A 26,589-nucleotide genomic window follows, 5' to 3' on the forward strand; every position below is an offset into this window, starting at 1 on the left:
AGATGGTGCTTCGCTTCAATATCGAGAACGAACCGAACCTTCCGGACGGCGGCCCTGTATCATTTTCGGTCACGGGCAGGCGTTCGGTCGATATTGGCCGGGACCGTCACCTCGACTGGACGTTGCCCGATCCGACACGGATGATTTCCGGAAAGCATTGCGAGGTGCATTTTCGCGACGGCGCCTATTGGCTGCATGACGTCTCGACCAATGGCACTTTTCTCAATGGCACCGACCAGCGCATCCGGGGGCCACACCGGTTGCGCGACGGCGATCGACTTACCATTGGCCACTACATCATCGGAGTTTCACTGGAGGACGAGGCGGGCGGGCGCGTCCCGGACCGCGAGGTGCAACCGCGCGTCTCTCCCGTCCAGCAGCATGCCGGGTACCAGGAGCTTTGGGCGGCCGACCGCGACGTGCCGCCGCCGATCGATCCGCAGCAGCTGAAGAACCCACGCGAGGCGGCGCGGCCGATCAATCCGGAGTTTCTGGATTGGGCCGCGAGCGTCCCGGCGCCGGGAGTGGATCCGTTTCGACGTCCATCGCCGACGCCTCCGCACCAGCCCGATGCGCAGGACGACATGAGCTGGGCCACCGGCCAGGTTGCGACGCCGAGAGCACTGGTCGAGCCACCACCCGCCATGCCGACCCCGCGCCGGCCATCGGTGTGGACCGATGATGGAACAGCGCCCGTCCAGCCGCCGCCATCGCCCGCGCGGCCACCCGTTGAGCAGTCCCGCCCGGCACAAGTGGTGAGCGAAGGGCCAGCCGCGGCCAAGCCGGTCGGCGGCACCGAGTTCGCGCCGCTGGTGGCACGTGCTGCGGGCTTGCCGGACAATTTCTTTGCCAACAAGACCGACGCGGAGCTCGCCGAACAGCTCGGCATGATCTTGCGCATGACCGTAGACAATCTGATGGCGCTGCTGCAGGCGCGAACTCAGGCCAAGCAGCTGACCCGCAGCACCAGCCAGACGACTGTCCAGGCCGTGGAGAACAACCCGCTGAAATTCTCGCCGACCTCGGAAGAGGCCCTGCGCATATTGTTCGGGCCGCGGACGCGCAGCTATCTCGACGCGCAACGAGCCTTCGCGCAGGGCTTCGGCGACCTCAAATCGCATCAGTTGAAGACCTACATGGCGATGCAGCACGCCGTCCACGAGCTCATCGCCGGCATCGATCCGACGCTCATGGCGCGCGAGCTCGAGCTTCAGCGCGGCGCAAACTCCTGGTTCGGCTCGAACAAGGGCAAACTCTGGGACGAATTCCTGACGCGCTGGAAGGCGCATCTTGGCCGCGACAACAGCGCGCCGATCGATACTTTCATGTTGCATTTTTCGGACTATTACGACCGCGCCGACAAGGGCGGCTCAAAGTGACTATCGGCGACCACGCGGTCGCCAAACGCTGCTGAGTGGATGTAGGAATGTCTTGGTACAGCAAGGTTTTCTGGTCAGAAGGACTGTTTCTGCGGCCGCACCATCTGCAGCAGAACGATCGCTATATCGAACATTTGCTGGAAAAGCGCGTTCGCTACACAACGCCATACCCCTGGGGATTCGCCCAGCTCGAGATCGACAAGGACCTCACCGAACAGAGCAAGTTCGCGGTGCGCAACGCGTCCGGTGTCATGCCGGACGGAACGCCTTTCGACATCCCCGCGGACAGCCCGATTCCGGAAGCGATCGAGGTGCCGGATTCTGCCGCCGGCCAGATCGTCTGGCTGATGATGCCGATCGCAGCGCCAAACACCCGCGAGGTCGATGAGGATCGCACCGACAGCGCCAGTCGCTATGTTCGCACGTCCGAGACCTTCATCGATTCGACCTCGGCGCTGCGCATCGAGGAAGAGATCGACATCGCTTATCCGCGGTTGTCGTTCGAACTGCGCAAGACCAGCAAGCCGGGATACATGGGACTCGGCATCGCGCGCATTCTGGAAGTGCGCGACAAGAACATCCTGTTCGACGACAAGTTCGTGCCGCCGATGCTGGTCTGCGCCGCACATCCGATCATCGACGGCTGGCTCAATCGCATCATCGGCTGGGTCGAGACCAAGCTCGACGAGCTGGCACGTTACGCGGTCGATCCGTCGTCCGGGGGCGGGTTGCAGAGCGTCGACTATCTGGTGCTGCAGGTGCTGAACCGGACCATTCCCGTGCTGACCCATTTCCAGCGTTCAGGCAGCGTTCACCCGGAACGGCTGTACGAGGAGCTGCTGAGGTTTGCCGGTGAGCTTGCGACGTTTGCCACACCAGAACGTCGTGCTCGCAACTATCCGGCGTACGATCACGACGATCTCGAGAATATCTTCACACCCCTGGTGAGCGACATCCAGGACTTCCTGAGCGCGCGGCTGGGCCGGCGGGCGATCCGCCTGGAGATCATCGAGCGCGCCCAGAATGCGTTCGTGTCGCCGATCCGCGATCGGGCGCTGTTCCGGAATGCGACCCTGGTGCTGGAGGTCGCCGCACGGCGGCCGCTCGTGGAGATCCAGAACGACTTCCCGCATTTGTTCAAGGTCGGCCCGAACACCAAGATGAACGAGATCGTGCACGCCAACTTGCCAGGGTTGACACTGGTGCACCTGCCGACTCCGCCGCCGCACATCCGGGCCATCACCGATCACGTCTATTTCTATCTGGATCGCAAGTCGCCGCTATGGCCAGAGTTCAGCACGGCGGCCTCGATCGGGATGCATTTCTCCGGCGACTGGCCGGAGCTCGAGCTGTACCTTTGGGCTATCCTGGAAGACAGGCCATGAGCGATAGGGACAAGCCGGTCAATCCTTTCGGTCGGGGCGAGCGGACGATCATTCGTCCCAATCCCGGCGGGAGGTTGCCGCCGGCGCCCACCGCTCAGCCTCCGGCGGGCGAGGGACCCGCAGCACGTCCAAGCTATTCGCCGTCACCTGTGCCGTCTCCCGGCGCGCCCGCGCCGTCCTCGCCGCCATCCTCTTCTCCCATTCCGCAGCGCCCGGGCTACGCCGCTGCGCCGACCAGCCAGCCGGCCGAGGAATGGATATCGACACCCGCGCAGGCACCGGTGCAGCAGGGGATGCTGCCGCCCGGACCGCCGTTGCGCATCGACGATCTGGTGGCGCCAAACGCCAATCCGGTGATGCGTGCGGCCGGCCCTTTGCTGCAATTGCTTGGCCGGTTGCGCGTGGCGCTCATGCGCGCGTCATTCGCAAGTCTGATGGAGCAGGTCGCCGACGCGATCAAATTCTTCGAGAAGGATATCCGTTCGGCGGGGATCTCCGAGCATCAGGCCAACACGGCGAAATACATCCTATGCGCTACCGCCGACGATATCGTGCAGCACATCCCGACCGATGAGCGCCACGTCTGGACGCAATATTCCATGCTGAGCCGATTCTTCGGCGAGCGTGTGGGTGGTGTCCGTTTCTTCGAGATCCTCGACCATTTGAAGGTTGATCCGCTAATCAACTATCCAGTGCTCGAACTGCAGCATGCCTGCCTCGCGCTCGGCTTCCAGGGCATCCACCGTACATCGGCAGGCGGGCTTGCGAACCTGCAGGTGATCCAGCGCAACCTCTACGAATTGTTGCGCCGGGTCCGTCCCAAGACGGTGAGCGACCTGTCGCCCAACTGGAGGGGGCAGGCGCTGGCCGGTCGCCGGCAGCGTCTCCGCGTTCCGGTCTGGCTGGTGGCAGCCGTGGCCGCCGCGCTATTGACGGGGTCCTATTTCGTCCTGCGGACGCTGCTGGCCGGCCGGGCGGAGAACGCTGCCGAAGTCGCTCTGGCGCTGCATCCCAGCGATCCGATCGAGCTCAAGCGCAAGGTCATTGCACCACCGCCACCGCCGCCTCCGCCGCCACCGCCGGACCGTATCACCCAGCTGCAGCGCATCCGCAACGCGCTCGCCAAGGAGAACACCGCCTGTGCCATGACTGCGGACCAGACCGCGAGCTTTATCGTGATCAGGGTCTGTGACCTCGCGTTGTTCTCGTCGGGCCAGGCCACCATCCTCGACGGCTTCAAGCCGGTTGCAGCCCGCGTCGCGGCAACCCTCGACAAGGAGCCGGGACGGATCCGGGTCGTCGGTCACACCGATAGCTCGCCGATCCGAACAGTGCGCTTTCCTTCGAACTTCGAGCTGTCGGTCGAGCGCGCCAAGGCGGTTGCCGCCGCGCTGAAGCCCGGCCTGACCGATGGTTCGCGCGTCGACGTTGACGGCAAGGGAGCGGACGCGCCAATCGCACCCAATTCGACGCCTGACGGACGCGCCAAGAACCGGCGTGTCGAGATCTTCATCGAACGCAGCGAATAAGCAGGCTCCACGGCTCACGCGGTTTGCGACAGGTACCGATCAATGCTTGCCAAGGATATCATCCGCATCATTCTCTACGGAGTCGGGCTCAGCTCGCTCGGCGCCGTGATCTATTTCGCAGGTCCCTTCATTGCATTCGGCGACTGGCATCCGCTCGAGAACCACATCATCCGCCAGATCGCGATTCTGCTGCTGGTCACGGCCGTGGCGGGCTTCGCCGGCTTCAGCTTCTTCAAGCGGCGCAAGAATGCCAAGGAGATCGCCGACGGGATCAGTGCGGCAGATCAGCCCGTCAGCGACGAGCCGGTTCTCAAGGAGCGCATGAAGGATGCGCTCGCCACGCTGAAGACCGCCAGCGGCAACAAATCGAGCTATCTCTACGATCTGCCCTGGTACGTCATCATCGGCCCGCCCGGCGCCGGCAAGACCACCGCGCTGGTCAATTCCGGGCTCAAATTTCCGCTCGCACGCGGGGCAACGCCGGCTGCGGTCGCGGGGGTCGGCGGTACCCGCTATTGCGATTGGTGGTTTACCGAGGAGGCCGTGCTGATCGATACGGCCGGCCGCTATACCACTCAGGATTCCAACGCCAAGGCCGACAAGGAAAGCTGGCTGGCCTTCCTCGACATCCTCAAGAAGAGCCGGTCACGCCAGCCGATCAACGGCGTCCTGGTCGCCATCAGCATCGAGGACGTGCTGACGCTGCCGAAGCAGGAGCTCGCGCTTCACGCCGACGCCATCAGAATGCGCCTGCTCGAGCTGCATCAGAAGCTCAAGGTCAGCTTCCCCGTCTACGCGCTTTTTACCAAGGCCGATCTCGTTGCCGGCTTCACCGAATATTTCGCCTATCTCGGCGAGGCCGGCCGTCGCCAGGTCTGGGGTGCGACATTCCAAACCGCTGACAAGACCCAGAATCTGGTGGGACAGATACCGGTCGAGTTCGACCGTCTGCTGGAGCGCCTGAGCGAGGAGACACTCGACCGCCTGCAAGACGAGCCGACGCCGCAGCACCGCGTGCAACTGTTCGGCTTCCCGGCACAGATGGCGCGGCTCAAGCCCCAGATCCACGACTTCCTCAACCAGATCTTCGAGCCAACGCGCTACCACGTGAACGCGAACCTGCGCGGATTCTACTTCACCTCGGGTACGCAGCAGGGGACGCCCATCGACCAACTGATCGGGTCGCTGGCGCGCACGTTCGGCGCGGAGGAGGTCGGTTCCGGATCCTACTCAGGGACGGGCAAGAGCTATTTCCTCGCCGATCTCATTTCCAAGGTCATCATCGGCGAGGCCGACTGGGTCTCGACCGACCGTGCGGCGGTGCGCCGCGCACTGATTCTGAAAACCGCAGCGCTATCCTTGATCGGTCTGGTCTCGATCGGGCTGATCGCAGGATGGCTGACCAGCTACAAGCGCAATTCCGACTTGATCGCGCAGAGTGTGCAGGCGGACAACGAATATGCAGCCGCCGGAGCGCCTCTCATCAAGCAGACGCTGATCGACGATCATGATCTCGACAAGGTGTTGCCACTGCTCTATCGGCTGCGCAACGCCCCCGCAGGCTACGGATCGCGCAACGAATCGGTGCCCCTGTCGGCCCGTTACGGGCTCAGCCAGCACGCCCGGCTGATGTCACCCGCCAAGGCGGCCTATCATGCGGCGCTCGAGCGCATGTTCAGGCCACGCCTGCTGTATCGTTTGGAGGAGCAGCTCAACGCGCGCATCAACGAATCTGCGTTCGTCTACGAGGCGCTGAAGGTCTATCTGATGCTCGGCGGCCTGCAGTCGCCGGACCGCGAGCTGATCCGCTCCTGGATGCAGCGCGACTGGCAGGACAACCTCTATCCCGGCGCAACCAACGCAGAAGGACGGCGCCTGCTCGATGAGAACCTCACGGCGATGTTCGACCTCGAGACGGAGCAGCCCCCGCTGGTCGAGCTGGACGGCCGGCTGATCAAGCAGGCGCAGAATTCGCTCGCGCGCCTGAGCGTGTCGCAGCGCGCCTACGAATTCCTGAAATCCGAGGCTCGCTCATCGACTGCAGGCGACTGGATCGCCGCCCGCCGCGGCGGTCCTGATATGGCGGTCGTGTTCGAAACCACGACGGGGCAGCCACTGGACGCTGTGCGGGTGCCCCAGTTCTTCACGTATAACGGCTTCCAGCAGAACTTCGTCGCCCGGCTGCCGGGTTTGTCGGAGCGCATGAAGAAGGAACGCTGGGTTCTGGGCGATGCCGGCCAGCAGTCGGTCATCGACCAGCAGTACGACAACCTCGCCGGCGACCTCTTGAACATCTATTCCAACGAGTTTGTCACGACCTGGCGAACCGCGCTGGGCAGCTTGCGTCTGAAGAAACTGCTCGCCGACAAGCCGAAATACGAGGTGCTAAGGGCGGTTTCGGCGCCGACCTCACCGATGCGGCAAATCCTGGAATCGGTGCGCGACGAGACGATGCTGACCAAGGAACGGCCGAAGCCGGCGAACGCTGCGACGAACCCGGCCACGCCCGCTGCGGCCGCGCCGCCACTGTTCACCAACGCCCAGGATGGACCACCAGGGACGACGATCGAAGCGCAGTTCAAGCCATATCATGCGGTGCTGGAAGGAGACAGCACCCGCCGGCCGATCGACTCGACCATCGCCAACCTGAACGACATCGCGCAGAATCTGACGCTGATCGTCGAGAACCCGCAACTGACCGCGCAGGCGACCGCTTCGCTTCAGAGCCAGGTTGCGGCCCTGCGCAACAATGCCTCGCGCATGCCGCCGCCGTTCTCCGACATGCTGCGCGCGGCCGCCGCGGAGTTCGAGGGCAGCATTGCCGCCTCGACTGCCGGACAGATCCTGCAGGCGCTGCGCGATCAGGTCACGCCGGTTTGCCAGCAGACGGTGACCAACCGGTATCCGTTCGTCCGCGGCAGCAATCAGGAGGTGCCACTCGCCGATTTCGCCAAGCTTTTCAGCCCGAACGGCGTCATGGACAAATTCTTCACCCAGTTCCTGGCATCTTACGCCGACACTTCGCGATCAGATTGGACGTGGCGGAAGGAGAGTCCCGTCGGCCGATCATTCTCGCCCGACACGCTGAAGCAGTTCCAGAATGCGGCCTATGTCCGCGACGCCTTCTTCCAGACCGGCGGTGGCGTGCCGGCGGTGTCGTTCGCGATCCGGCCGCCCGGGGCGTCCGGACCGGGCGTGACGGTCAAGACCGAGATTGGCGGCACGACGATCACCAGCCCGGTCACGCCGGGCCCGCCCACGGCTTCATCCATGTTCGGCGGGCCGCAACCTCCGCCACCACCGCCGCAGCCTCAGAGCAACGCACCGACCACCATCCTCTGGCCGGGTCCGTCGCCGCGGACGGCAATTTCGGTCAGCAACGATATCGGGCCGCCATCCGTGCTCGAGCGCATCGGTCCCTGGTCGTTGTTCCGGATGCTAGAGGCTGGATCCTTGGTGGTGAAAGCGGAAACCGCCAGCGCGACTTTCATCGTCGCAGGACGCGAGCTCAACTATCAGATTTCGACCGGGTCGTTGCGCAATCCCCTTAACCTGTCGGTGCTCCGCGAGTTTCGCTGCCCGACCGGAATATGACCATGCGTTGTGGGCTATTCGGCAAGATCGGCGCGAAGCGTGATTTCATCGCGATCGCCACCCCGCGCAGCTTCCTGGAAGCCTGGGAGCCATGGGTGCAGTCTGCGCTGTCGGCCAGTCGTCATCAGCTTGGCCCGGGCTGGCAGCAAGCGTTCCTGACCGCTCCGGTCTGGCGATTCTGGCTTGGCGCCGCCATCTGCGGCACGACGGTGGCGGGGGCAATGATGCCTTCGCTCGACGGGGTGGGGCGGTATTATCCATTGACGCTGCATGCGGTGTCGGACGAAAGCGCCTTACTGCCGCCGCCGAGCATCGATCCTCAGGATGAATGGTACGGGCAGGCGGAGGCGTTCCTGCTTTCGACCCTGGATCAAGCTTCAACTTTTGAGCAGATATCGGTTGCCCTGGATCGTCTCGCGGTGCCGCGACCGCAGGCGCCGATCGCCGACGGATCGCAAATGATCGCACTGGGCGCAACGACCGTCGGAGCGGTTTCAGCGGATGACGGATTCACCAAGTCCTTTGCCGCGCTTTCCGCTGCCAGTCCGCAGATCTATGCTGCGGCAAGTTTCTGGTGGACCGCGGGTGGCGAAGGCTTTCCATCAATGGCGCTCGCTTGCCGCGGATTGCCGGATCCATTTCACTATTCCACACTGCTGACCGGCGATCTCGGCCGTTCAGCATCCGGGACGGGGTGACGCGCTATGGTGCATGTCCCTTCCTTGTTCGATGTCGGCAGCGTCACTCATGCCGGACGGGTGCGGACGCGCAACGAAGATTCGTGCCTGGTCCGGACGGATGTCGGCCTGTGGGCCGTCGCCGACGGTATGGGCGGTCACGAGGCCGGCGATCTCGCCAGCCGCATCGTCGTGCAGTCGCTTGACACGATCGGCTTGCCGGACTCGGCCGCCGACTTGCTGGCGCAGTGCGAGGAGCGGCTGTTCCACGCGAACCGGCAGATCCTGTCGCTCAGCAAGGAACGGCAGGGTGCCACCGTCGGCACCACGGCGGCGGTTCTGCTCGTGCGCGACGGCTATTATGCCTGCATATGGGCGGGCGACAGCCGGGTCTACCTGGTCAACCGGGGCAGCATCAATCAGGTATCGCATGATCACAGCGAGCTGGAGGAACTGATTGCCGGCGGCGCGGTGTCGCGCGAAGACGTCAAGGACTGGCCGAGCAATGCCATTACCCGGGCCGTTGGCGTCGCCGATGATCCGGAGTTCGAGGTCGTGACAGGTCCGGCCGAGCCGGAAGACGTCTTCGTGATCTGCAGCGACGGCTTGACCAAGCATGTGCAGGACGACGAGATCCTGCAGCATGCGATCACGCGGCACGCCCAGGCGGCTTGCGATGACATGCTCGCTTTGGCGCTTGATCGGGGAGGGCTCGACAACGTGACGATCGTGGTTGTGCGGCTGCTGGTGCCGCGATCCTCAGAACCGACAAGATCGCCGCTGGATCGGGAGCCGCAACCATGACCGTCAACGATCCATTCCCGTCGGGCTACCGCGGTGTGCCGCCCGGCACCCGCCTCAACGGCATCTACGAGATCGAAGCGGTGATCGGCGCGGGCGGCATGGGTGAGGTCTACAAGTGCCGTGAGATCCAGACCGGATCGCCGGTTGCGGTGAAAATGCTGCTGCCCGACATGGTTGACAACGAGGCCGCGCTCGCGCTGTTCCGGCGGGAGGCAGCGGCGCTTCACAATCTCCCGCACGACGCGATCGTTCGCTACTTCCTGTTCACCGTGGAGCCCGTGCTGCAGCGACCGTATCTCGCGATGGAGTTCGTGAACGGCCGTTCGCTCTCGAACATGCTCGACGAAGGGCCGTTGACTTTCGAGGCGCTGGTCAAGCTGATGCAGCGCGTTGCATCGGGACTGGAGGCCGCCCACGAGCACGGCATCATCCATCGCGACGTTTCCCCGGACAACATCATCGTGCCGCTCGACGATGTGAGACGCGCCAAGATCATCGATTTCGGCATCGCCCGATCGACCCAGATGGGTGACAAGACCATCATCGGTTCGGGCTTCGCCGGCAAGGACAACTACGCGTCTCCGGAACAGGTCGGCCTGTACGGCAACGAGATCACAGCGAAGTCCGACGTCTACAGTTTCGGCCTCGTGCTATTCCATGCGCTGACCGGACAGAAGCTCGACATGGGCGGAAGCCAGTTTCAACTGGTGGAGAAGCGCCGGCGTGTGCCCGATCTCGGTGCGGTAGACATGCGCATCAGGCCTTTGCTGGAGCGGATGCTGCAGCCCGATCCGGCGTTGCGTGCGACCATGGCGGAGGTCGCCAAATGGACGCCGACAGGTCCGCCTCAGACATCCACCGCGCCGCTGTCCGGCTTCGATCCGCTGGCGCGGCCGGAAACCGCGGCGCCGGCCTGGCAGGACAGGGCGCCCTCAACCGCGCAGAAGAGGCCGCGCAGTCTGTGGCTCTATGCGAGCGCAGCCGCGGTGCTGCTCATGTTGGCCGGGGGTGGATATGCCTTCTACAAGCTGGTCTGGTCGGCGCCTGGCGCGGCGGGCTTGCCGCCGCCTCCGAAACTCGCGGGGACAATGTCGCCGCCGAAAGTCGAGCCCTCTGCACCACAGCCCGGACGTCAGGAGCCGGTAAAGCTGTCACCACCGCCGACGGTGACGCCCACTCCGCCAGCCGAGGGGCAGGGACGAGCCGAGCGCATCCGCAAATATGTAACTCAATATTCCGGCGGCGATTGCTTCTTCATTTTGCCGGTTGCGGTCAGTCAAACCGCCGCCGTGATCGAAGGCTACGGCGCCTCGACGGCCCCGTTCGATACGTTCGACAAGGCGTTTCGGCGGGACCAAGGATTTGAAGCTTCGGTCGGTGTCCGGCAGGTGACCCAGGCCCAGTGCCCGGCCGTCAAGTTCTTGAGCCAGGTGGGAAGCGATCAGGTGCGAGTGCCGCGCGTCACCCTGTCAGCGACGGAACTGAAGGCTGGCGAAACCCTCAACGGCACCATCGAGAACTTCGCCAATCGTGTGGTGGAATTGCTCATGGTATCGGATCGCGGTGAGGTGCAGAGCCTGTCTTACCTCCTGAAGCCGGGTATTGACTCGCTGTCGTTTTCGCTCCCGGTCCCGAGCGCGAGCGGTCCGCAACTGATCTTGGCCGTAGCGACTCCGCAGGTTCTGGACTCGTTGCGCCAGCCGCGACCGACCGCTGCCGACACGTTCTTCCTGCAGGCGCTGAGTGACGCCCAGCGCAACCGCGTGACGATCACCGCGGCCGCGCGCTACGTGATGCTTACGAACTGATCGGCGCTCAGAATTTTCCAATGACCAGGATCTTCAGGTCGGTATCCGGCTTGAAATCGCTTGCCGTATATTCAAGCGTGCTTCCGGTCGGGGAGGCCTTGAGACGGCCCTGGCAGAAGCTGACCATGCGGTCGCTGCCACCCGGGTCGATGGTCAGCTTGAACGCCCGGATCGGCCCGGCCCAATTCGCGCCGGTCTTGAGCACGTATGAAATGCGCCGCTCCTGCAGCCTGGCGGTATTGGCCGTGCCGTCGCCGGCGCGCTTGTCGAGCTCGGCAAGGAACCCATCCGTGACGCAATAATCCTTCCGGTAACGCGCGACTTCCGGGCCGAGTGCGTTGCTGCGCCGCAGGCCCGGGCGCAGTATGGTGTCAGCACTGGAGCCGACGCTCGGCCGATACTGGTGTTCGACGACAACGGTGCGCGAGGGCGGAAACACTTGCTGGCGCACGGCAGACGTCCTGGTGACCCAGCCTGGAGCATATTGCTGACGGCCGTTGTCGCTCATTCCGGCGGGCATCAATAGCCCCTCGTCCACAAGTCGGGTTCGGGTTGCTGCCGGGAGGTCGGTCACGCGGATCTCGCGGCTGCCGATGGGCAACAGCGGCAGCTTGAGCTGGCGGAGCAGTGCGCTGACATCCTTGTCGCCAATCATGGCGCGCTGATCAATCGTCAGCGGCGCTGGGCTGCCGTCGATCCTGGTCTCGAAGTCGACGAAGTTCACCGGGTCGTTCGACGGCAGCGCAATGTTATCGGCCTCCGACAAGTCGATGTCGGGCAGCGGAAAGGCCACAGTCAGCGTAACCGGCTTGCTGGTGACGTTGGCGAACTGATAGCGAACAATGATCCTGTCGAGTGCGATACGCAGGTCCTCGCTCTCCATGGTCACATCGCGGGTGCGAACGAACTGGAGCCCTCCGATCGACAATTCGGCGGCCGAGTCGTTGGCCCGTGCCGGCCAATTGGTCGCAACCAACAGCGCGACCATCAAGGCTCGGACCCGCAACGACGCGCGGGGCAGCGCTCCGATCAGCATGCTCGTCTCCATACGGCGTCGCAACATGTGCCGGTCCGCCCGGCAATCAATCAGTCGAGGGCCTGGTACAGATCGCCCCATTCGGGCTTCCAGACGCCGTCCGGATCGCACACCACGATCGCGAGCTTCACGTCATTGGCCAGCCGGATCGCGCCGCGAAAGGCGTCCTGGGCCGGCAATGGGGCGCTGACCTGGTCATTGGACAGCCGCCCGCCGCTGCTGGCAGCCGGCATCACAACCGATCCGGTGGCGCCATCAATGTCGCGTTTCAGGACCAGCGTAATGGCGTCGGGCTGGATCTCGTTGACCTGCTCAAATCTATTCTTGGCCATGTTTTTTGCACCGCGAGCTGAAGACATTCGGGCTATCACCGTCCGGTGATAGAATTGAACGCGATTGAGATTGCTCACCACTAATTGACGCGCCGCATCAACGGCATCTCGGATTAGTCGATCTGGCGCGACAATCGGTTCGGGCACATTGAGGCGAACATGTTTCGTCCAACGAGTTGGATCTGGGTCTTCATCGCCGGTGCGAGCATTTTCGCCACCGGGACGCACGCCGAGGACACCGTCGTGCGGAGCTTTTCGGGCGGCTCGGCTGCCTCCATGGTCGGCATCGTCCCGGCCGGCGAGGACGTGGAACTGGCAGGCCCCCAGGCGCTCAGTGCCGACGGGCAGGGCAACCTGTTCGTGCTCGATCAGGTCAACGGACGCATACTCCAGTTCGATCCCAAGCAACCGAATTCCGATCCTGACGTCCTCAAGATGCCGAGGGATGTACAGCCGACCGATCTCGTCGTTCATAACGGCGACATCATGGTTTGGGACGGCGGCGTCCGCACATTGAAGGCGGCGCCAGACCAGTCCACGCGCGGGCTCGGTGGCGACGAAATCCAACTCGAGGAAGTCTCGAGCCGCGGCACGGACGACCAGGTCGCCATCTCCGCCTTCGCCCAGATGGGATCGCAGCCACCCGGCAGCGCGACCGAGCTGCTCGACCAGAACACCCGCGCGGCCGTCATCAAAACGGGCCGGCAGCCCGACCGGCAGTACGTCGCGTCCCGCAGCAAGGGCTCGGTCATCGCCGATATCATCCCGGACAAGGGCAATTCCAGCGTGCGGATCGAGATCCAGACCATGGTCACCAATGAGACCATAGGCGCGCTCGGCCTGCGCGTGCGTGACCAGCTCGGTACGGTCGAGTTCCTCGAGATCGACAATAGCGATCGCTTCTATGTGTTGGCCGAAGACATTCCGCCGTCGGGAAAGAACGCATCCACTTTCGTCGTGCGCTATGCCGCCAACGGCCGGCTCGAGGGAATCTACGAGTTGCCTCTCGATAACACCCCGCTGACGAGGAGGTTCGTCACGGTCTCGGGTGACGGCGACGTCTATTTTCTGCGAACCAAGCCAAACGGTGTCGATGTGGTTGGCGTCGGCTTCCGCCCCCTGCGCAACGCGTCGGTGATCGACGCTCGGCCGTCGCGGCCGGCAACCGCGCAGCCTTCCAACAATGGCAAGTTCAATGCGACAGCGGCGGTGCGGCCGTCAAATCGCCAGCAGGCGATCGAGACCGCGTTTGCGTTCGAGGGTGTGCAGTGGAAGCTGACGCAGGCGAACTATGGCAACGATCCGGACAGCCAGTGCAGCGGATTCAATCGCATTCGCCGCCCATGGTACCTTCAGGGCAAGGTAAACCAGGAGGTTCGCGGCGTACCCTATTGCTGGGGCTGTCACGGCTCGCTCGCAAACTTCCGGCAGCGCATCGAGAGCGGCACATTGGCCGGGAATGTCTGCACCCGCAACGCGCCGCGGCCGGATGTGGCGGGCGTCGACTGCTCGGCGTTCGTCAGCGCCACGTGGGGACTCTCGGTCCACTACACGACCGCCGCCATTCCTGCGATCGCGGCGCCCGTGACGAACCCCTGGGAGTTGAAGCCTGGCGATGCACTCAACAAGCCGGGCTCCCATGTGATGTTGTTCCTGCGGTTCACGCCGGATCGCAAGGCGGAGGTGATGGAATCCTCAACCGGCGGCTGCAACGGACGCGTTTGCCGCAACATCTATCCGTTGGCGAGCCTGCTTGCGCGCGGCTACACTCCGGTTCGCTTCCGTGCCTTCGCCGATGACCAGACCACCGTTTCGGCTGACACCTACCAGGACTCCGAGGCGCCGACGGGCCGCAAATCGGCGGCTGCGAAGACCGCGACCAAGAGGCGCTGAACCATGGGTGTCACTGGCGCTACAGATGGATAGCGAATGCTGTTCGCAGGCTGGATCCGGGACGTTCGGACGAGGTGTCGCCGCCACGTCCGACCGGCGCGGTTCGGGAACCGGCTTGCATGACATCGAGGTGGATCACGATGCGAAGGCCCAGAGGATTTGAGTACAGGATCTGCTGCGCTGCCGCCATCGCGCTTGCTGCGATGATCGGTCTGCCGCTGCAGCGCGTCCAGGCAGCGGAACCACTGTCGATCAGCAATCCGGATGGGGCGGCCGTGCGCGCGCTCGTGATCGGAATCGACGATTACCAGCACGTCCGCAAACTGAAGGGCGCAGTCGCTGACGCTGGAGATCTCGTGTCTAGCCTGAAGACGATGGGGGTTAGCGACGTCGTCGAGTTGACCAATGCCCAAGCGGACAGGGCGAGCGTCTTGCGTGAAATCAGTGCATTGGTGACGCGCACAAGGAACAACGACCTCGTCTTCCTGTCGATCGCCGGCCACGGAACGCAGGAGCCTGAGCGCGTCAAGGGCTCGGAGCCCGATGGGATGGAGAACGTGTTCCTGCTGCCCGGCTTCGAAACCACGTCGAAGGGGTCCGTCGAGCGCATTCTGGGGAGCGAGTTCAACCATTTCATCCGGCAGCTCGAGCTGCGCGGCGCGAAGGTGATCTTCGTTGCGGATACCTGCCATGGCGGCGGAATGGTGCGCGATATCGACCCGCGGGCTGCGGAGATGAGCTTCCGGCAGGTGCCGCGCTACACGTTGCTTGTCGATGAATTGAAACCGGTATCGGACAGCAACGGTCCGAAGTCCGAGCTCGATCTCGACCACACGGCGTTCCTCGCCGCTGTTGATCGCTACACCAAGGCGCCCGAAGTACGGATTCCCGGGATCGATGGGCTGCGCGGGGCTCTCAGCTACGCGGTGGCGCGGGCAGTGGAGGGCAGCGCGGACATCAATCGCGATGGCAAGGTGACGCTCAAGGAGCTCTTTGCCAATGTCCGGCAGGTGGTCTATCAGCTCTCGGACCAGCGCCAGAACATCGTGACGATATCGTCACCGGCGCAGGCGCCGGAGACCGCCGTCGCCTTCGAGCTGACGCGCGGCGTGGTGCTGATTCAGGGGCCGGCCGCGAGGACGGCCTCCGGTCAGGCTGCTGATGCACAGGCGGCTGCCCCGCCGGCTGCGACGACCAAGGCTCCGGCGCCGCCGACGCTGGCCGCTGCACCCAATAAGGTTGCGCCCGTCGCCGCTCCGACTGCTGCAGCCCCGACCGTCGCTACGCCGGCGCCCCTTCGTCTCACGGCACCGATCCGTCTGGCGGCGCTCGACGGCAAGATGAACTATTTCGCCGGCGTAACGCCGAAGGACGCCACCGTGCAGGCCGTTCAGCCGACGGACAATCCCGACCTGATCTGGGACCCCGTCTCTCATGACGTGATCGCCTGGGGCGACGTCGTCGCCTATGGGATGGACGTAGCCAATTTGCCGACGGTCGTGGATCGCACCGCAGCAATGCGCGAGCTCAAGCGAATGGCGACCCGATCGCCGCAGATCATGCGTATTTGGCCGGATGATCGACAGCAGCGCGCTGGTCAGACCATCGAAGTCGAACTGTCCGACGTGGCTTCAAGGGCATTGCTGCTGTTCAATGTATCCGGCGACGGTACCATCCAGATGTTGTACCCGGTGGGTACAGATGCGGCGGTGGCCAAATCGTCGAACTTGCGGCTGCCACTCCGGGTGGGTGAGCCGTTCGGTGCCGAGCAGGTCATTGCTGTAACCTCGCAGCGGCGCATGGTCGATCTCGAGACCGTCCTGATTCAGCTCAATCGGCGACGCGCCTCGGGGCAGTTGATCAAGAACCTCGAGCGCTACCTGCCTGCGGACGCGCGGATCGCCTCGATCGGCTTTTTCAGCGCTCCCTGACATCTGCTTGAGGGAGCCATGTGGCGATCGGAGCTGATCCGCCGTAAACGAGTATGCTTCGCATTCGCCCTGCTGCTGGCGGGAAGCGGGGCCGCGCCCGCGGCGCCGCTGCGGCCGGAATCTCTACATGCGAGCCTGGCGAGCGCACCATGGTTCTGGCACATCCAGGCGACGCGCGGACAGACCGGCACCGCACAGAGCAATGCTGCAAGTGTGTCCCTTGAGATCCTCCCCGGCCTGACCGTCGACGTTGGCGGCAAGGTGTCATTCGGCGTGACGGCGAAGAGGGCAGGCTATCTCATTCTGGTGGATGTCGATGCGGACGGACGGATGTCCCAGATCTTTCCGACTCCCGAATTGTTGGAGCAGTCGGACGGCCGCGACATCAATCTCGTCAAGCCCGGCGTGCAATTTGTTGTGCCGACCCCGGCAGGGCGGCAACGTGGCTTTGAATATGTCGTCGCACCGCCGACCGGCTCGGCCGTCATGGTTGCGATCCTGAGTGAACGGCGCGTGCAATTGCTCGATTTGCCGGATCTCCCGCGCAAACTAGAGAATCAAGCCGATACGTTGAACTACCTGTCGGCGTGGACCAGGGAGCTGCGTGTGCCGGACGGCGGCAGCGGAAAACTGGTGCCGAACAATTGGTCGTTCGACGTCAAATCCTATTCCATCAAATGAGCCGTGGCTGTCGGCTGTCTCAGAATTTGAACCCGAGCGTGAGCGTGCCGGCTGCTTCCATCTTGCCGTCGGCCGAGCAGCTCCCGTTGAGCGCAATCTTGACACGCCCGAACTTCGCGATGTCGACGCTGACTCCAACGCGCGAAAAGTCGTTTGGCGAGCTCGGGATGATGAAATTGACGTTATCGAGCGCCCAGAAGGGCAGCTTGCCCTGCAGGTTGGTCTTCCAGAGCAATTCGACAAAGATGTGCCGCAGCGCGTCAGGGTCGACGATGATGGTGCCTTTGCTGTCCGTGACCACGAAGCCCATCTCGTCGATATGGACGTTGCAGATCCGGTTCGACACGGCGCAGTGCACCGAGGTGAGATCCGGCAGGTTCGGTGAATCGCCGAACCGCCCGGAAGCCTTGGGATCCATCGCCGGTCCGGTACGCGGATCTGGTGTTGCGATCGGTCTTTCCTCCGGAAATGTCTGCCAGATTTGCCGAAAGCCGATGCCGTCGGTGGCCAGGAATGAGGCCATGCCGAAGAAATGACCGCGGCCGGATCTCTCCCCGCGAAAGAAGACATTGTTGCCGGCGGGATATTTCAGGTTCGTCAGCACATCGAGAAGACGGTTGTGATCCTTGGCGACGAAATTGATGCCGTCGAGCACGAGCCGCCCGGCCTCCAGGTGCGAGCCGATGTGGTCGTCGAGATCGACGCCGAGACCCTCCACCCGCCGGTGGATCTTCCTGAATACGTCGGTATCTCTCGCGGTGACCACCCGGGCCCGTCGCAGGGCGTCGAGACGGCGCTCCTCGTCTTTCTCCAGGATGTAGATCCGACAGAGCCCGGGCCGATCGATCGCAATGTCGAGATGCACGTGCGGAGCCTTGCCGGTCTGCGTGAAGCCGACGCTCTTGACGCCGGCCTGCAGCCACGGATCGTAGCCCGGCATGTTGATCTGGTCGGAGCCTAGCCGCGGTGCCTTGCCGGCGGCGTCGAGCAATTGCCGCCAGTTGTCGCACATGAAATCGAAGCCAAGCGGATTCCAGTACGGCACGAGGTCGTGGATCTTGTAGAATCCGTAAAGCTGAATGCCGGCTTCGCGCAGCTTCAGGGCGACCTTGTTCATGTCCGCCCGCATCGCGGAGCGGTCCTGAGCCGAGTTGCCGGCTCTCGGCGCGGTGTTCGGATCGAAAGGCGGTTCCGTCATGTCCTGCGTGTCTCCTCGCATCGTCACAGCCAAGGTTAAGCAGCGAGCCGGTGACAGGCTAATTCGTGCCCGCCGGGGAGGGGCCTTTGCGACGCTACAGTCTACTCAGGCGGCTGTAGAAGCCGCCGCGGGCAATCATGTAGTGAATGTCCTTCGGAAAGGGGAAGGCGCCGCGAACGTTGGCAATCGCCTGTTTGAGGAATTCTCCATTGCGCGCCGCCGGCTTGTGGCCCAGTGGAGGTTTGTCGGCGACCTGCGGGATCATGAAGCGGTCTACGAAGGCCGGATCCAGATCGTTGACCCTGACCATCTGCCCAAAGGCCGGAAATGCATCATAGTGACCCACGCTCACAGTGAGGTTTTTGAGAGCAGGGCGCGGTGACGGAGGGCGATTGCCGTCGACCGTTGCGAGTCCGCGTCCGACCAGGTCCAGCTTCACCGATTGCGAAAGGGTGGTCGGGCCATAGACAATTTCGAGCGCGCAGGTGCTCTGGCCCGACAACCATTGGTACCAGAACGTGGCGTCGTCCGGTTGCGCTTTGGCGCCGTAGAGGCAATCAAATCCCCAGCAGGCCGACAGGTTCGGCTGATACTTTCCGAGGCTTCCGACCAGGTTGCGCATGCCGCTCCCGCCGCCGGAATGGCAGGCGATGATGAGCTTGCCGACCTGGAGCTGGGGTATGCTCCGGGTGCCGTTGCCGGTGCTGGCGACAGGCGCCACGAACTTGGCAAGAGCCCCGAGGATCTCGTCCAGATAGCGTTCGCCCCATTTGGCAGAAGCCAGATCCTTCACGCTGTAGTTTCCGGCAAAGGTGTCACCGACGGCATATTCGTAGCCCAGGAATGGCGCGACAAGCACGACATCCTTCCCCGAATCCCGGACCTGTTCGCGCAGACGCGCAGGATCATTCCGGAACAGGTATTCATGATCCCTGACATAGAAACCGTGGAGCCAGATTACGACATCGAACTTGGTGGCGGCCGTTGCGTGCTTCGGTGGAAGATAGACCGCCGTCGGCCTCATGCCGGGCGCCTGCCGGGTCGTGAAGAGCGTCACACCCGGAAAGCTGCCGACATCTTTCTGCTCCAGCTCGCAGGTTGTCACTCAGGTCACTCCTTCGGACACCTCTTTTGCGTGGCGCTAGTTGCAGACCTCGACATTTCCAGTGTTGCCGCCGGGACCTCCGCCGCCCCGGTATTCGAGGCGGCAGCCACGATTGACCTGACGGCAAATATGCTGGTCACAATAGATGCTGCCACTGCTTCCCTTGGCAGTCGCCTGTCGCCGTGGCGCGGGAGCCTCCGCAGCCGGCGCGAACCTCTCGCGGGCCGGGCGATCCGCGCGGGTCGCGCGCTCGCCCGTGTTGCGGTTTGCAACAGGCTTCTTGCCGCGCCGCTTCTCGCATTCATTGTCGTCATTGAGGAACGAGCCCTCGGCGCAGGTGATCTTGCTGCACTGGTCGCCGTCAGCCTTGTAGCCGCGTTCACAGACCAGCGGACAGACCCGCGACGATTTGAGCTTGATTGCGTCCAGTGCATCGAGACTCGCAAGCTTCGCGTCGAACTTGGTTCCCGCGTGGCGGTTGAAGAGCGAGAGTGAGCGTTGCGAAGCGGCATTCCATTCGCCATCGACCGCACTGGTGAAGCATCCGACGCGGCTCAATTCGCTCTGTACCGACCTGGCGAGATCGGCCTGAGGAATATCGGCCCTGGCCGGATCGGCCTGCTGCTGCGGCCCGGCGCTCAGAGCGGCGACCTTCGTGTCTGTGTCACTCTGAGCGGCCACAGCGGCTGGAGGCGGACTCACCGTGGTGGAATTGTCGATGGCGGCCTTGTTCCGAGTGAGCGCGGTGCTGATCGATCCCTCGGATGTGGTCCGCTTCCGCTCGGCATCGGCCGCTTGCTGTTGCGCCGCCAGTTTTGTTCTTTCGGCCGCAATGCGGGCGTCCTCCGCAGCCTTCAGATCAGCGGCCGCCTTTTCCTGCTCTGCGCGCAGGGCGCCTTCGGAGGCAAGCCGGGCTTGCTGCTGTTGGGCTTGGCGCGCCTTTTCGGTCGCCGCAACCCGTGCCTCCTCCGCCTCGATCTGGTTGAGCTGAAGTTTGGCGAGACTTGCGTAATATCCGTCTGGATGCTGGGTCAGGAATGCGCCCAGAGCGGCTTTATTGTTGAGCTGCAGCGCCAGTTCGTAGTCACGGCGAACCTCCGACTGGGGGTTGGCCGCCGCGGGCGTGGGCTCCACGGCCTTTGGAGCAGGCACGAGCGCAACGTCCTCGCCGCCCAACGAGCCGTAGACGTAAGGCTCCTGCCGGTTGCCCGTGGCTTGCAAGACGTCGTCGCGGACGAACCCAAAGGCCCTGCGCAGGTCGAGGCCCGGCTTTGCGATATACTTGACCAGTGCGGCCGCGTACGGGCTGTTCTGGCTGTTGCCGTCGAGCGCCGTCAACCCGGCCTTCGCGGCGAAGGCGATCAACGTATTGGAGACCGTTGGCTCGACCCTGGCGAGCCCGCGGCTGATCGATCGCGAGGCGACCGTTCGCTTCATCGTGTCGGCAAAAGGATTGTTGCGGCACGCGTCGACGATCACGACCCGTAGCTGCCTTGCAGGCTCGATCGCCATCAAGACACGGTCGAGCGAGAACGCTTCGTCGTAGATGTCCGTATCACGTTCAAGCCTGGCGTCGGTTGGGATCAGATAGTTCGTGCCATCGATCTCGATCCCGTGGCCTGCGTAGTAGACGAGTGCGATGTCGGCGTCGCGCGCCTGATCTGCAAAATCCCTCAGGGCTCGCTTCATGTCCGTCGCTGCGAGGTTGAGCCTCGAGTCGACCACATCAAACCCTGCGGCTCTCAACGTCGCAGCGATGGCGCCGGCGTCGTTGGCCGGGTTGGGAAGCAGGGGAGCGTTTTGATATGTGGCATTGCCAAGCACCAGGGCCACGCGCTTTGTCGCGAAAGCCGGCTGAGCAGTCAGGAACAGCGAGGCAACAAGAAGAAGAGCGTACAACTTGATCTGCGTGTAATTGTTCATGGCGCGACGTCCAACATCAGCCGAAGAATGGTAGCGTCAACGAAGTTGGCATGGCCGCGCAGAATGCTGACTAAACTCATAGCTCCTGGCGACCGCTTGGCTCCGTGCAGGGAACAGTTTCGAGCCCGATCCATTCCTCATGTTGGTCGCGTATTCCAGTGAACGCGTTCAAAGGCCTCGGACGATTGCTGGGGGCGGCGAGGTAGGCCCGACGGCGCTCTTCGCAGTCCGGTCCTTTGATGTAAATTGTTGATATGTCTAGTTTTTAATAGTCCATTCGATCGCTTGCCCGAAGCGCTGAAGAAGGCCGAAAGTCGGCTCGGATCGAAGTCCGCCGGTTGCGGATCGAGCGGATGTGAAGCGTGCGGATCGACCGCCTTGGCCGGTGCCTGGCCCCGGTCTATCGGCCAATCGCCCGGCAAGTCGGGATCAGAAAAGGAGTTGTCTTGCGGTAGGCGGCATATTCGGGAAATGCCCGCCTCAGGATCCGCTCTTCGTTGATCATCCGCCGGCATTGGATCATCACAATCACGGTGGCGACGAGGACGGCAAGCGGTGAAAGGACCTGGAGTGTCACGCCGACGAGGGCGATCCCCTCGCAGAGATAGAGAGGATGCCGGACGATCTGATAAGGCCCTTCCGTCACAAGACGCCTGGCCTCCGCTTGAATGCTGAAGGATCTGCCGAGCCAGCGGAGCACCACGATGCAGAGCGAGGTACCCACCAGGACCAACGTCGAGGACACAGCCGACCAGACGGGGCCGAGTTCCGCCTTCGGAAGAAATGCGAGGACGATGCTCAAAAAAGTCCCCAGCAAGGCTGAGACCCGCGTCTCGATGCCCTGCGATTTCATGATCGGCGCCAGCCGGGTGATGGTCGTCAGCGCGACGAGGCCGAGGAACAGGATGTTGGCAATTCTGGCCGCAAGCGAAAGCCAGTCGTGGATATTGTCCGGCGGAAGCAGGTGAGGGACGCTGGCAGCGCCCATAAAAGCAGACCCGCCATAGATGATCACGACAACTGCCCTGGCGGTCCAATCCAACAGGGCATTGCCCCCGCGCCCGCCAATCTCCTTCCGGGCTGTTCCCACCTGATCGGGCTTCGCGTCAGTCACGGGAGTGATCTCGCCTGTTCGAAACCTGCCTCATTAAACGGCAGGGTTGCGGTGAGGTCAATTGACCGGCCAGCCAGCGCGGTCATGCCATCCCTGTGGGTTCCACGACCGGATCATGAGATCGCATTGAACCGCTTCTGTGGTGACGACACAAATGATGGAAGAAGAAGATCTAAAAGTAGTACTGCCATGCATTTGCACCGATCTGTCGCATTGCGCCGTACCCTGTTTCTTCTCGCTGCGCTGATTGTCTGTCAGCCGGCATGGGCTGCGAACCGTGTCGCGCTCGTCATCGGCAACTCGGCCTACAAGAACGCCGCAGCGCTTGCCAACCCAGCCAATGATGCTGCGATCGTTGAGGAGACGCTGAAGAGAGCGGGATTCAGCGTCGTCCAGACCCGCACGGATCTCCAGGCATCGGAGATGCGGCGTGCGCTGCGTGATTTTGCCGATGTGGCGCGCGACTCGGATGTCGCCGTCGTCTACTACGCGGGCCACGGGATCGAGCTCGAAGGTACGAACTACCTGATCCCCACGGATGCGACGCTCGAGCGCGATACAGATGTGTACGACGAGGCCTTTTCGCTCGAGCGAGTGCTGCTGGCGATCGAGCCGGCACGGCAGCTGCGGCTCGTGATCCTCGATGCTTGCCGCAACAATCCTTTCGCCGACAAGATGAAGCGGACGGTCGGCTCGCGGGCTGTCAGCCGGGGCCTCGCCAGGATCGAGCCGGCGACTTCGAATACGCTGGTTGCTTTCGCTGCCAAGGCTGGCTCGACGGCGTCCGACGGTGGCAGCAAGAACAGTCCCTATGCCTCGGCACTGGTGAAATATATCGCTACTCCGGGCATGGACCTGCGCAGGGTGTTCGGCTTCGTCCGCGACGACGTCATGAAGGCGACCGGCAACAAGCAGGAGCCCTATGTGTACGGTACGCTTGGTGGCGATGATGTGCCGCTCGTGCCGGCACCGGCCAAGGAAGCGGCCGCCGCAGCGCCTCAACCGGCCCCGCCGCCGCTGCCTGCGACTCCACCGGTCTCTGCGCGTGCAGAAATTCGGCACGACTACGAACTCGCGCTGCAGATCGGCAACAAGGATGCGCTGAACTACTTCCTTGCCCAGTATCCGGACGGCTACTACGCAAATCTGGCCAAGCTGCAGCTCGCCAAGATCGATGCGGAAGATAAGCGCGCCGCCGCAGCGGAAAAGGCGCGCCAGGCCGAGCAGGAGCAGGCGCGGCTCGTCAACCAGGGCGCCCAGCAGACACAACTGGCCAAAGCCGCCTCCGACTTGAAAGCAGCGCAGGACGCTCGTGCCGAGGCGGAGAAGGCCAGAGAAACCGCGCAACAATTGGCCGCGCAGGCCGAGCAGCGTCGCCGGGAAGCTGAAATAGCCGTCGGGAGAATTGGCGCTCAGGCTGGATCCGACCCGTCGCAAGAGGCCCGCCCGAACTCGGATGCGAAAGTGGCCGCGCTGCCGGCTCCACAGACGTCCGCGCCGGCACCGCCGTCCAAGGCCGAGCTTGCAAAATCGGTGCAAGCCGAGTTACGCCGGGTCGGTTGCTTTAGCGGACCGGCCGATGGCGACTGGGATGCGCCCTCACGGCGTTCGCTCGAATTGTACAACAAGAATGCCGGCACCACGTTCGATGCCAAGGCTGCGAGCACTGAGGCGCTCGACGCGATCAAACTTAGATCGGCGCGGGTTTGCCCGCTAATCTGCGGATCCGGCCAGAAACGCGATGGAGATCGGTGTGTCAAGATCACCTGCGCCGCGGGCTACTTCCTGAATAATGACGATGAGTGCGAGAAGCGCAGGGCCCGTCCGACACCATCCGCAAAGCTCGAGCGCAGGAACAGGGACCCCGAAGAAGCTCCGGCACGGGCTGCAAGGCCGCCGAAACCCGAGGCTAACGCCGGTGGAGGCGGTGGTGGTGGCGGAATCGGCTTCATACCGTTCTTCCTGCCCTGAGAGTGCTCGGTAGCCCGGCGCATGTCCATTCCGCTTAGACTTTATGTCACCCCATTCGCCAACAGGGGCGTCCTCGAGCCTGCGCAATGGGACTGCGACACCGCGAAGAAGGCGCTCGATGTCGTCAATACGATCTGGTCGAAGGCGAAGATCGCCTTCGTGATCAGCGATTGCATCATGGAAAAACCGCTCGACATGGCGCCGAGCAGGCGCAGCAGCGATGAGGTCCTGCTGGGCGTTCTCGCTTCCCGGCACGACGCGGACAATGCGGTCCACATCTTCCTGGTCAATTCGATTGCAAGTCTGAACGCCGGCGGAGGTTCATACCAGAATGGCTCTCCCGAGCCCGCGAGCTTCGTCCAGTGGTATGGTAATGACCACGCCAATGGACGCGCCTGGGCGCACGAGCTCGGGCATCTGATGGAGCTCGATCACGTCGAGATCGACTATTCCAACGAGAAGCAGGCGGCGCAGCGCGTCAAGAACCTCATGGTGAAGGGATTGAGCGCGGGAAGCGACTTGACCAGCCAGCAGATCAGAACGGCCAAGGGCTCAAAGCTCGTCAAGAGATTTGGTGGTTAGACGCAATCGGATTTGACCATCCTCGCTGCGAACCATGATCTTCCCAAAGGGGCAGGAGTCGCTCGATCCCACGCAAGTGACTCTTCGACAATCGGAGAAGGGCGCGACGCACCGCGCCAAGCTGCACTCGACCAATCGAATGGCGGACATTGGCTGAACGCATCTAAGGCGATCATGGCCTGCGGCTCGGTGCGTTGTAGAGGGGCCAGACTCAAAATAGCCGAAAACAGACTCGGATTAGGACGAGAAGGCTCAGCAGGCGGGAACCCTGCGCGCCCTATCTCTAATTCGCATAAGGTATATTATGGAATATATTTATCTATAATTATATCAATAGTTTAGCTGGAATTCCTGCGGCGGCATCTCCACTTGAGCGCCGGTTGCTGCCTGCGCCTCGACCGTCGCCTGAGCTTTTGAAAGCTACTGTGCATGGGGTTGTTTTGCAGATTTTGAAATCGGATCTCCGTGCCGAAAGCCGATATTGCCGTGACGTTGTCCGGCTGCAATAAGCGAGGCCTCGCGAGATCGCAGATGACCTGAAGACCGACCGTCCGTATAGGTTTGCATCTCAGAACAACAACAAACCTTCCGAGGAAGCAGACCCATGGTCTTTTCGACGCGCTTTTCCCGACGCACGCTTCTCAAGGCCTCCGCCGCGACCGCGGTCCTGGGCGGCCTCAGTGCGCCCCATGTGGCCCGCGCCCAGAGCGCCGAGTTCACCTACAAATATGCCAACAACCTGCCCGACACCCATCCGATGAACGTGCGCGCCAAGGAAATGGCCGCGGCGATCAAGAGCGAGACCGGCGGCAAGTTCGACCTGCAGATCTTCCCGAACAACCAGCTCGGGTCCGACACCGACATGCTGAGCCAGATCCGCTCCGGCGGTGTCGAGTTCTTCACGCTGTCGGGACTGATCCTGTCGACCCTGGTGCCGGCGGCGTCCATCAACGGCATCGGCTTCGCGTTCCCGGACTACGACACGGTCTGGAAGGCCATGGACGGCGATCTCGGCGCCCATGTCCGCGGCGAGATCAAGAAGGCCGGGCTCGAGGTCATGGACAGGATCTGGGACAACGGCTTCCGCCAGACCACGTCGTCAACCAAGCCGATCACCGGGCCGGACGACCTCAAGGGCTTCAAGATCCGCGTGCCGGTGTCGCCGCTGTGGACCTCGATGTTCAAGGCGTTCGATGCGGCGCCCGCCTCGATCAATTTCAGCGAGGTCTATTCGGCGCTCCAGACCAAGATCGTCGAGGGCCAGGAGAACCCGCTCGCGATCATCTCGACGGCAAAACTCTACGAGGTGCAGAAATACTGCTCGTTGACCAACCACATGTGGGACGGCTTCTGGTTCCTGGCCAACCGCAGGGCCTGGGAAAAGCTGCCGCAGGACGTGCGTACCATCGTCGCCAAGAACATCAACGCCGCGGCCGTGAAGGAGCGCGAGGACACCGCCAAGCTCAATGCCAGCCTGCAGCAGGAACTCGCGGGCAAGGGCCTGACCTTCAACCAGCCGACTGTTGCGCCGTTCCGGGACAAGCTGCGCGCCGCCGGCTTCTATGCCGAGTGGAAAGGCAAATACGGCGATCAGGCCTGGGACCTCCTGGAGAAGGCGGTCGGCAAGCTGTCGTAACGCGTCGGGGC

The 26,589-nt window shown here is 63.1% G+C and carries 19 protein-coding genes; 13 read left to right on the forward strand and 6 right to left on the reverse strand.

Annotation, left to right across the window (positions count from 1 at the left end):
• The first annotated feature begins 2 nt into the window (after window positions 1-2).
• From tagH to FJV43_RS35870, 7 genes are read left to right on the forward strand one after another with little or no spacing between them, the layout of a single operon-like run.
• Window positions 3-1,379, forward strand: a complete 1,377-nt coding sequence (tagH, locus tag FJV43_RS35840; RefSeq protein WP_239623594.1) for a type VI secretion system-associated FHA domain protein TagH — start codon at window positions 3-5, stop codon at window positions 1,377-1,379.
• Window positions 1,380-1,426: 47 nt separating this feature from the next.
• Window positions 1,427-2,764 (forward strand): type VI secretion system baseplate subunit TssK, encoded by a 1,338-nt coding sequence (tssK, locus tag FJV43_RS35845; RefSeq protein WP_026201979.1) that lies wholly within the window; start codon window positions 1,427-1,429, stop codon window positions 2,762-2,764.
• The gene (gene tssL / locus FJV43_RS35850; RefSeq protein ID WP_239623595.1) at window positions 2,761-4,293 is read left to right on the forward strand and encodes a type VI secretion system protein TssL, long form; all 1,533 of its coding nucleotides are present in this window, start codon (window positions 2,761-2,763) and stop codon (window positions 4,291-4,293) included. Before tssK ends, tssL begins: the two co-directional genes overlap by 4 nt.
• 42 nt (window positions 4,294-4,335) lie before the next feature.
• Window positions 4,336-7,887: a type VI secretion system membrane subunit TssM gene (tssM, locus tag FJV43_RS35855; protein ID WP_239623596.1), complete on the forward strand. Its 3,552-nt coding sequence runs from the start codon at window positions 4,336-4,338 to the stop codon at window positions 7,885-7,887.
• Entirely contained in the window at window positions 7,884-8,585 is a 702-nt protein-coding gene (gene tagF / locus FJV43_RS35860) for a type VI secretion system-associated protein TagF (RefSeq protein WP_239623597.1), read from the forward strand. The genes tssM and tagF overlap by 4 nt, the downstream gene beginning before the upstream one ends.
• Before the next feature lie 6 nt (window positions 8,586-8,591).
• Window positions 8,592-9,368, forward strand: coding sequence for a protein phosphatase 2C domain-containing protein (locus FJV43_RS35865; protein WP_345946121.1), 777 nt, complete (start codon window positions 8,592-8,594; stop codon window positions 9,366-9,368).
• The gene (locus tag FJV43_RS35870) at window positions 9,365-11,176 is read left to right on the forward strand and encodes a serine/threonine-protein kinase (protein ID WP_239623599.1); all 1,812 of its coding nucleotides are present in this window, start codon (window positions 9,365-9,367) and stop codon (window positions 11,174-11,176) included. The genes FJV43_RS35865 and FJV43_RS35870 overlap by 4 nt, the downstream gene beginning before the upstream one ends.
• 7 nt (window positions 11,177-11,183) lie before the next feature.
• Here FJV43_RS35870 and FJV43_RS35875 read toward each other — a convergent pair whose 3' ends face one another.
• On the reverse strand, window positions 11,184-12,164 hold the full coding sequence (locus FJV43_RS35875) for a DUF4424 domain-containing protein (protein WP_345946212.1): 981 nt from the start codon (window positions 12,162-12,164) through the stop codon (window positions 11,184-11,186).
• 98 nt (window positions 12,165-12,262) lie between these two features.
• Entirely contained in the window at window positions 12,263-12,544 is a 282-nt protein-coding gene (locus FJV43_RS35880) for a hypothetical protein (protein WP_061881617.1), read from the reverse strand.
• A gap of 159 nt (window positions 12,545-12,703) precedes the next feature.
• On the opposite strand from FJV43_RS35880, the gene FJV43_RS35885 reads away from it, so the two are divergent.
• From FJV43_RS35885 to FJV43_RS35895, 3 genes are all read left to right on the forward strand, one after another.
• Complete coding sequence (locus FJV43_RS35885) at window positions 12,704-14,437, forward strand: hypothetical protein (RefSeq protein WP_239623601.1); 1,734 nt, start codon at window positions 12,704-12,706, stop codon at window positions 14,435-14,437.
• A 140-nt stretch (window positions 14,438-14,577) separates the two neighbouring features.
• Entirely contained in the window at window positions 14,578-16,368 is a 1,791-nt protein-coding gene (locus tag FJV43_RS35890; RefSeq protein ID WP_239623602.1) for a caspase family protein, read from the forward strand.
• A gap of 18 nt (window positions 16,369-16,386) precedes the next feature.
• Window positions 16,387-17,049 (forward strand): DUF4384 domain-containing protein, encoded by a 663-nt coding sequence (locus FJV43_RS35895; RefSeq protein WP_239623603.1) that lies wholly within the window; start codon window positions 16,387-16,389, stop codon window positions 17,047-17,049.
• 19 nt (window positions 17,050-17,068) lie between these two features.
• On the opposite strand, the gene FJV43_RS35900 is transcribed toward FJV43_RS35895, so the two are convergent.
• The 4 genes from FJV43_RS35900 to FJV43_RS35915 form a co-directional block, all read right to left on the reverse strand.
• Window positions 17,069-18,247 (reverse strand): hypothetical protein, encoded by a 1,179-nt coding sequence (locus FJV43_RS35900; protein ID WP_239623604.1) that lies wholly within the window; start codon window positions 18,245-18,247, stop codon window positions 17,069-17,071.
• A gap of 94 nt (window positions 18,248-18,341) precedes the next feature.
• A complete protein-coding gene (locus tag FJV43_RS35905; protein ID WP_239623605.1) occupies window positions 18,342-19,352 on the reverse strand; it encodes a hypothetical protein in 1,011 nt (336 codons plus the stop codon).
• 36 nt (window positions 19,353-19,388) lie between these two features.
• Window positions 19,389-21,275, reverse strand: a complete 1,887-nt coding sequence (locus FJV43_RS35910) for a caspase family protein (protein ID WP_239623606.1) — start codon at window positions 21,273-21,275, stop codon at window positions 19,389-19,391.
• 400 nt (window positions 21,276-21,675) lie between these two features.
• Entirely contained in the window at window positions 21,676-22,389 is a 714-nt protein-coding gene (locus tag FJV43_RS35915; RefSeq protein WP_239623607.1) for an isoprenylcysteine carboxylmethyltransferase family protein, read from the reverse strand.
• Window positions 22,390-22,578: 189 nt separating this feature from the next.
• Here FJV43_RS35915 and FJV43_RS35920 point away from each other — a divergent pair, with 189 nt between their 5' ends.
• From FJV43_RS35920 to FJV43_RS35930, 3 genes are all read left to right on the forward strand, one after another.
• Window positions 22,579-24,360, forward strand: coding sequence for a caspase family protein (locus tag FJV43_RS35920; RefSeq protein WP_239623608.1), 1,782 nt, complete (start codon window positions 22,579-22,581; stop codon window positions 24,358-24,360).
• A 21-nt stretch (window positions 24,361-24,381) separates the two neighbouring features.
• Window positions 24,382-24,942 carry a hypothetical protein gene (locus FJV43_RS35925; protein ID WP_239623609.1) on the forward strand — a complete coding sequence of 187 codons (561 nt, stop codon included), beginning with the start codon at window positions 24,382-24,384 and terminating at the stop codon, window positions 24,940-24,942.
• A gap of 604 nt (window positions 24,943-25,546) precedes the next feature.
• Window positions 25,547-26,578 carry a TRAP transporter substrate-binding protein gene (locus FJV43_RS35930; protein ID WP_239623610.1) on the forward strand — a complete coding sequence of 344 codons (1,032 nt, stop codon included), beginning with the start codon at window positions 25,547-25,549 and terminating at the stop codon, window positions 26,576-26,578.
• Window positions 26,579-26,589 lie beyond the last annotated feature (11 nt).

It is taken from the genome of Bradyrhizobium sp. I71 (assembly GCF_022354745.1).
In the GTDB taxonomy this organism is placed as follows: Bacteria; Pseudomonadota; Alphaproteobacteria; order Rhizobiales; family Xanthobacteraceae; genus Bradyrhizobium; species Bradyrhizobium liaoningense.

Coding starts and splice junctions, on each gene's coding strand:
- FJV43_RS35865 (WP_345946121.1), top strand. CDS start 8,592: ATGGTGCATGTCCCTTCCTTGTTCGATGTCGGCAGCGTCACTCATGCC.
- FJV43_RS35930 (WP_239623610.1), top strand. CDS start 25,547: ATGGTCTTTTCGACGCGCTTTTCCCGACGCACGCTTCTCAAGGCCTCC.
- FJV43_RS35880 (WP_061881617.1), bottom strand. CDS start 12,544: ATGGCCAAGAATAGATTTGAGCAGGTCAACGAGATCCAGCCCGACGCC.
- tagH (WP_239623594.1), top strand. CDS start 3: ATGGTGCTTCGCTTCAATATCGAGAACGAACCGAACCTTCCGGACGGC.
- FJV43_RS35885 (WP_239623601.1), top strand. CDS start 12,704: ATGTTTCGTCCAACGAGTTGGATCTGGGTCTTCATCGCCGGTGCGAGC.
- FJV43_RS35870 (WP_239623599.1), top strand. CDS start 9,365: ATGACCGTCAACGATCCATTCCCGTCGGGCTACCGCGGTGTGCCGCCC.
- tssK (WP_026201979.1), top strand. CDS start 1,427: ATGTCTTGGTACAGCAAGGTTTTCTGGTCAGAAGGACTGTTTCTGCGG.
- FJV43_RS35920 (WP_239623608.1), top strand. CDS start 22,579: ATGCATTTGCACCGATCTGTCGCATTGCGCCGTACCCTGTTTCTTCTC.
- FJV43_RS35900 (WP_239623604.1), bottom strand. CDS start 18,247: ATGACGGAACCGCCTTTCGATCCGAACACCGCGCCGAGAGCCGGCAAC.
- tssM (WP_239623596.1), top strand. CDS start 4,336: ATGCTTGCCAAGGATATCATCCGCATCATTCTCTACGGAGTCGGGCTC.
- FJV43_RS35890 (WP_239623602.1), top strand. CDS start 14,578: ATGCGAAGGCCCAGAGGATTTGAGTACAGGATCTGCTGCGCTGCCGCC.
- FJV43_RS35895 (WP_239623603.1), top strand. CDS start 16,387: ATGTGGCGATCGGAGCTGATCCGCCGTAAACGAGTATGCTTCGCATTC.
- tagF (WP_239623597.1), top strand. CDS start 7,884: ATGACCATGCGTTGTGGGCTATTCGGCAAGATCGGCGCGAAGCGTGAT.
- FJV43_RS35925 (WP_239623609.1), top strand. CDS start 24,382: ATGTCCATTCCGCTTAGACTTTATGTCACCCCATTCGCCAACAGGGGC.
- FJV43_RS35910 (WP_239623606.1), bottom strand. CDS start 21,275: ATGAACAATTACACGCAGATCAAGTTGTACGCTCTTCTTCTTGTTGCC.
- tssL (WP_239623595.1), top strand. CDS start 2,761: ATGAGCGATAGGGACAAGCCGGTCAATCCTTTCGGTCGGGGCGAGCGG.
- FJV43_RS35875 (WP_345946212.1), bottom strand. CDS start 12,164: ATGGTCGCGCTGTTGGTTGCGACCAATTGGCCGGCACGGGCCAACGAC.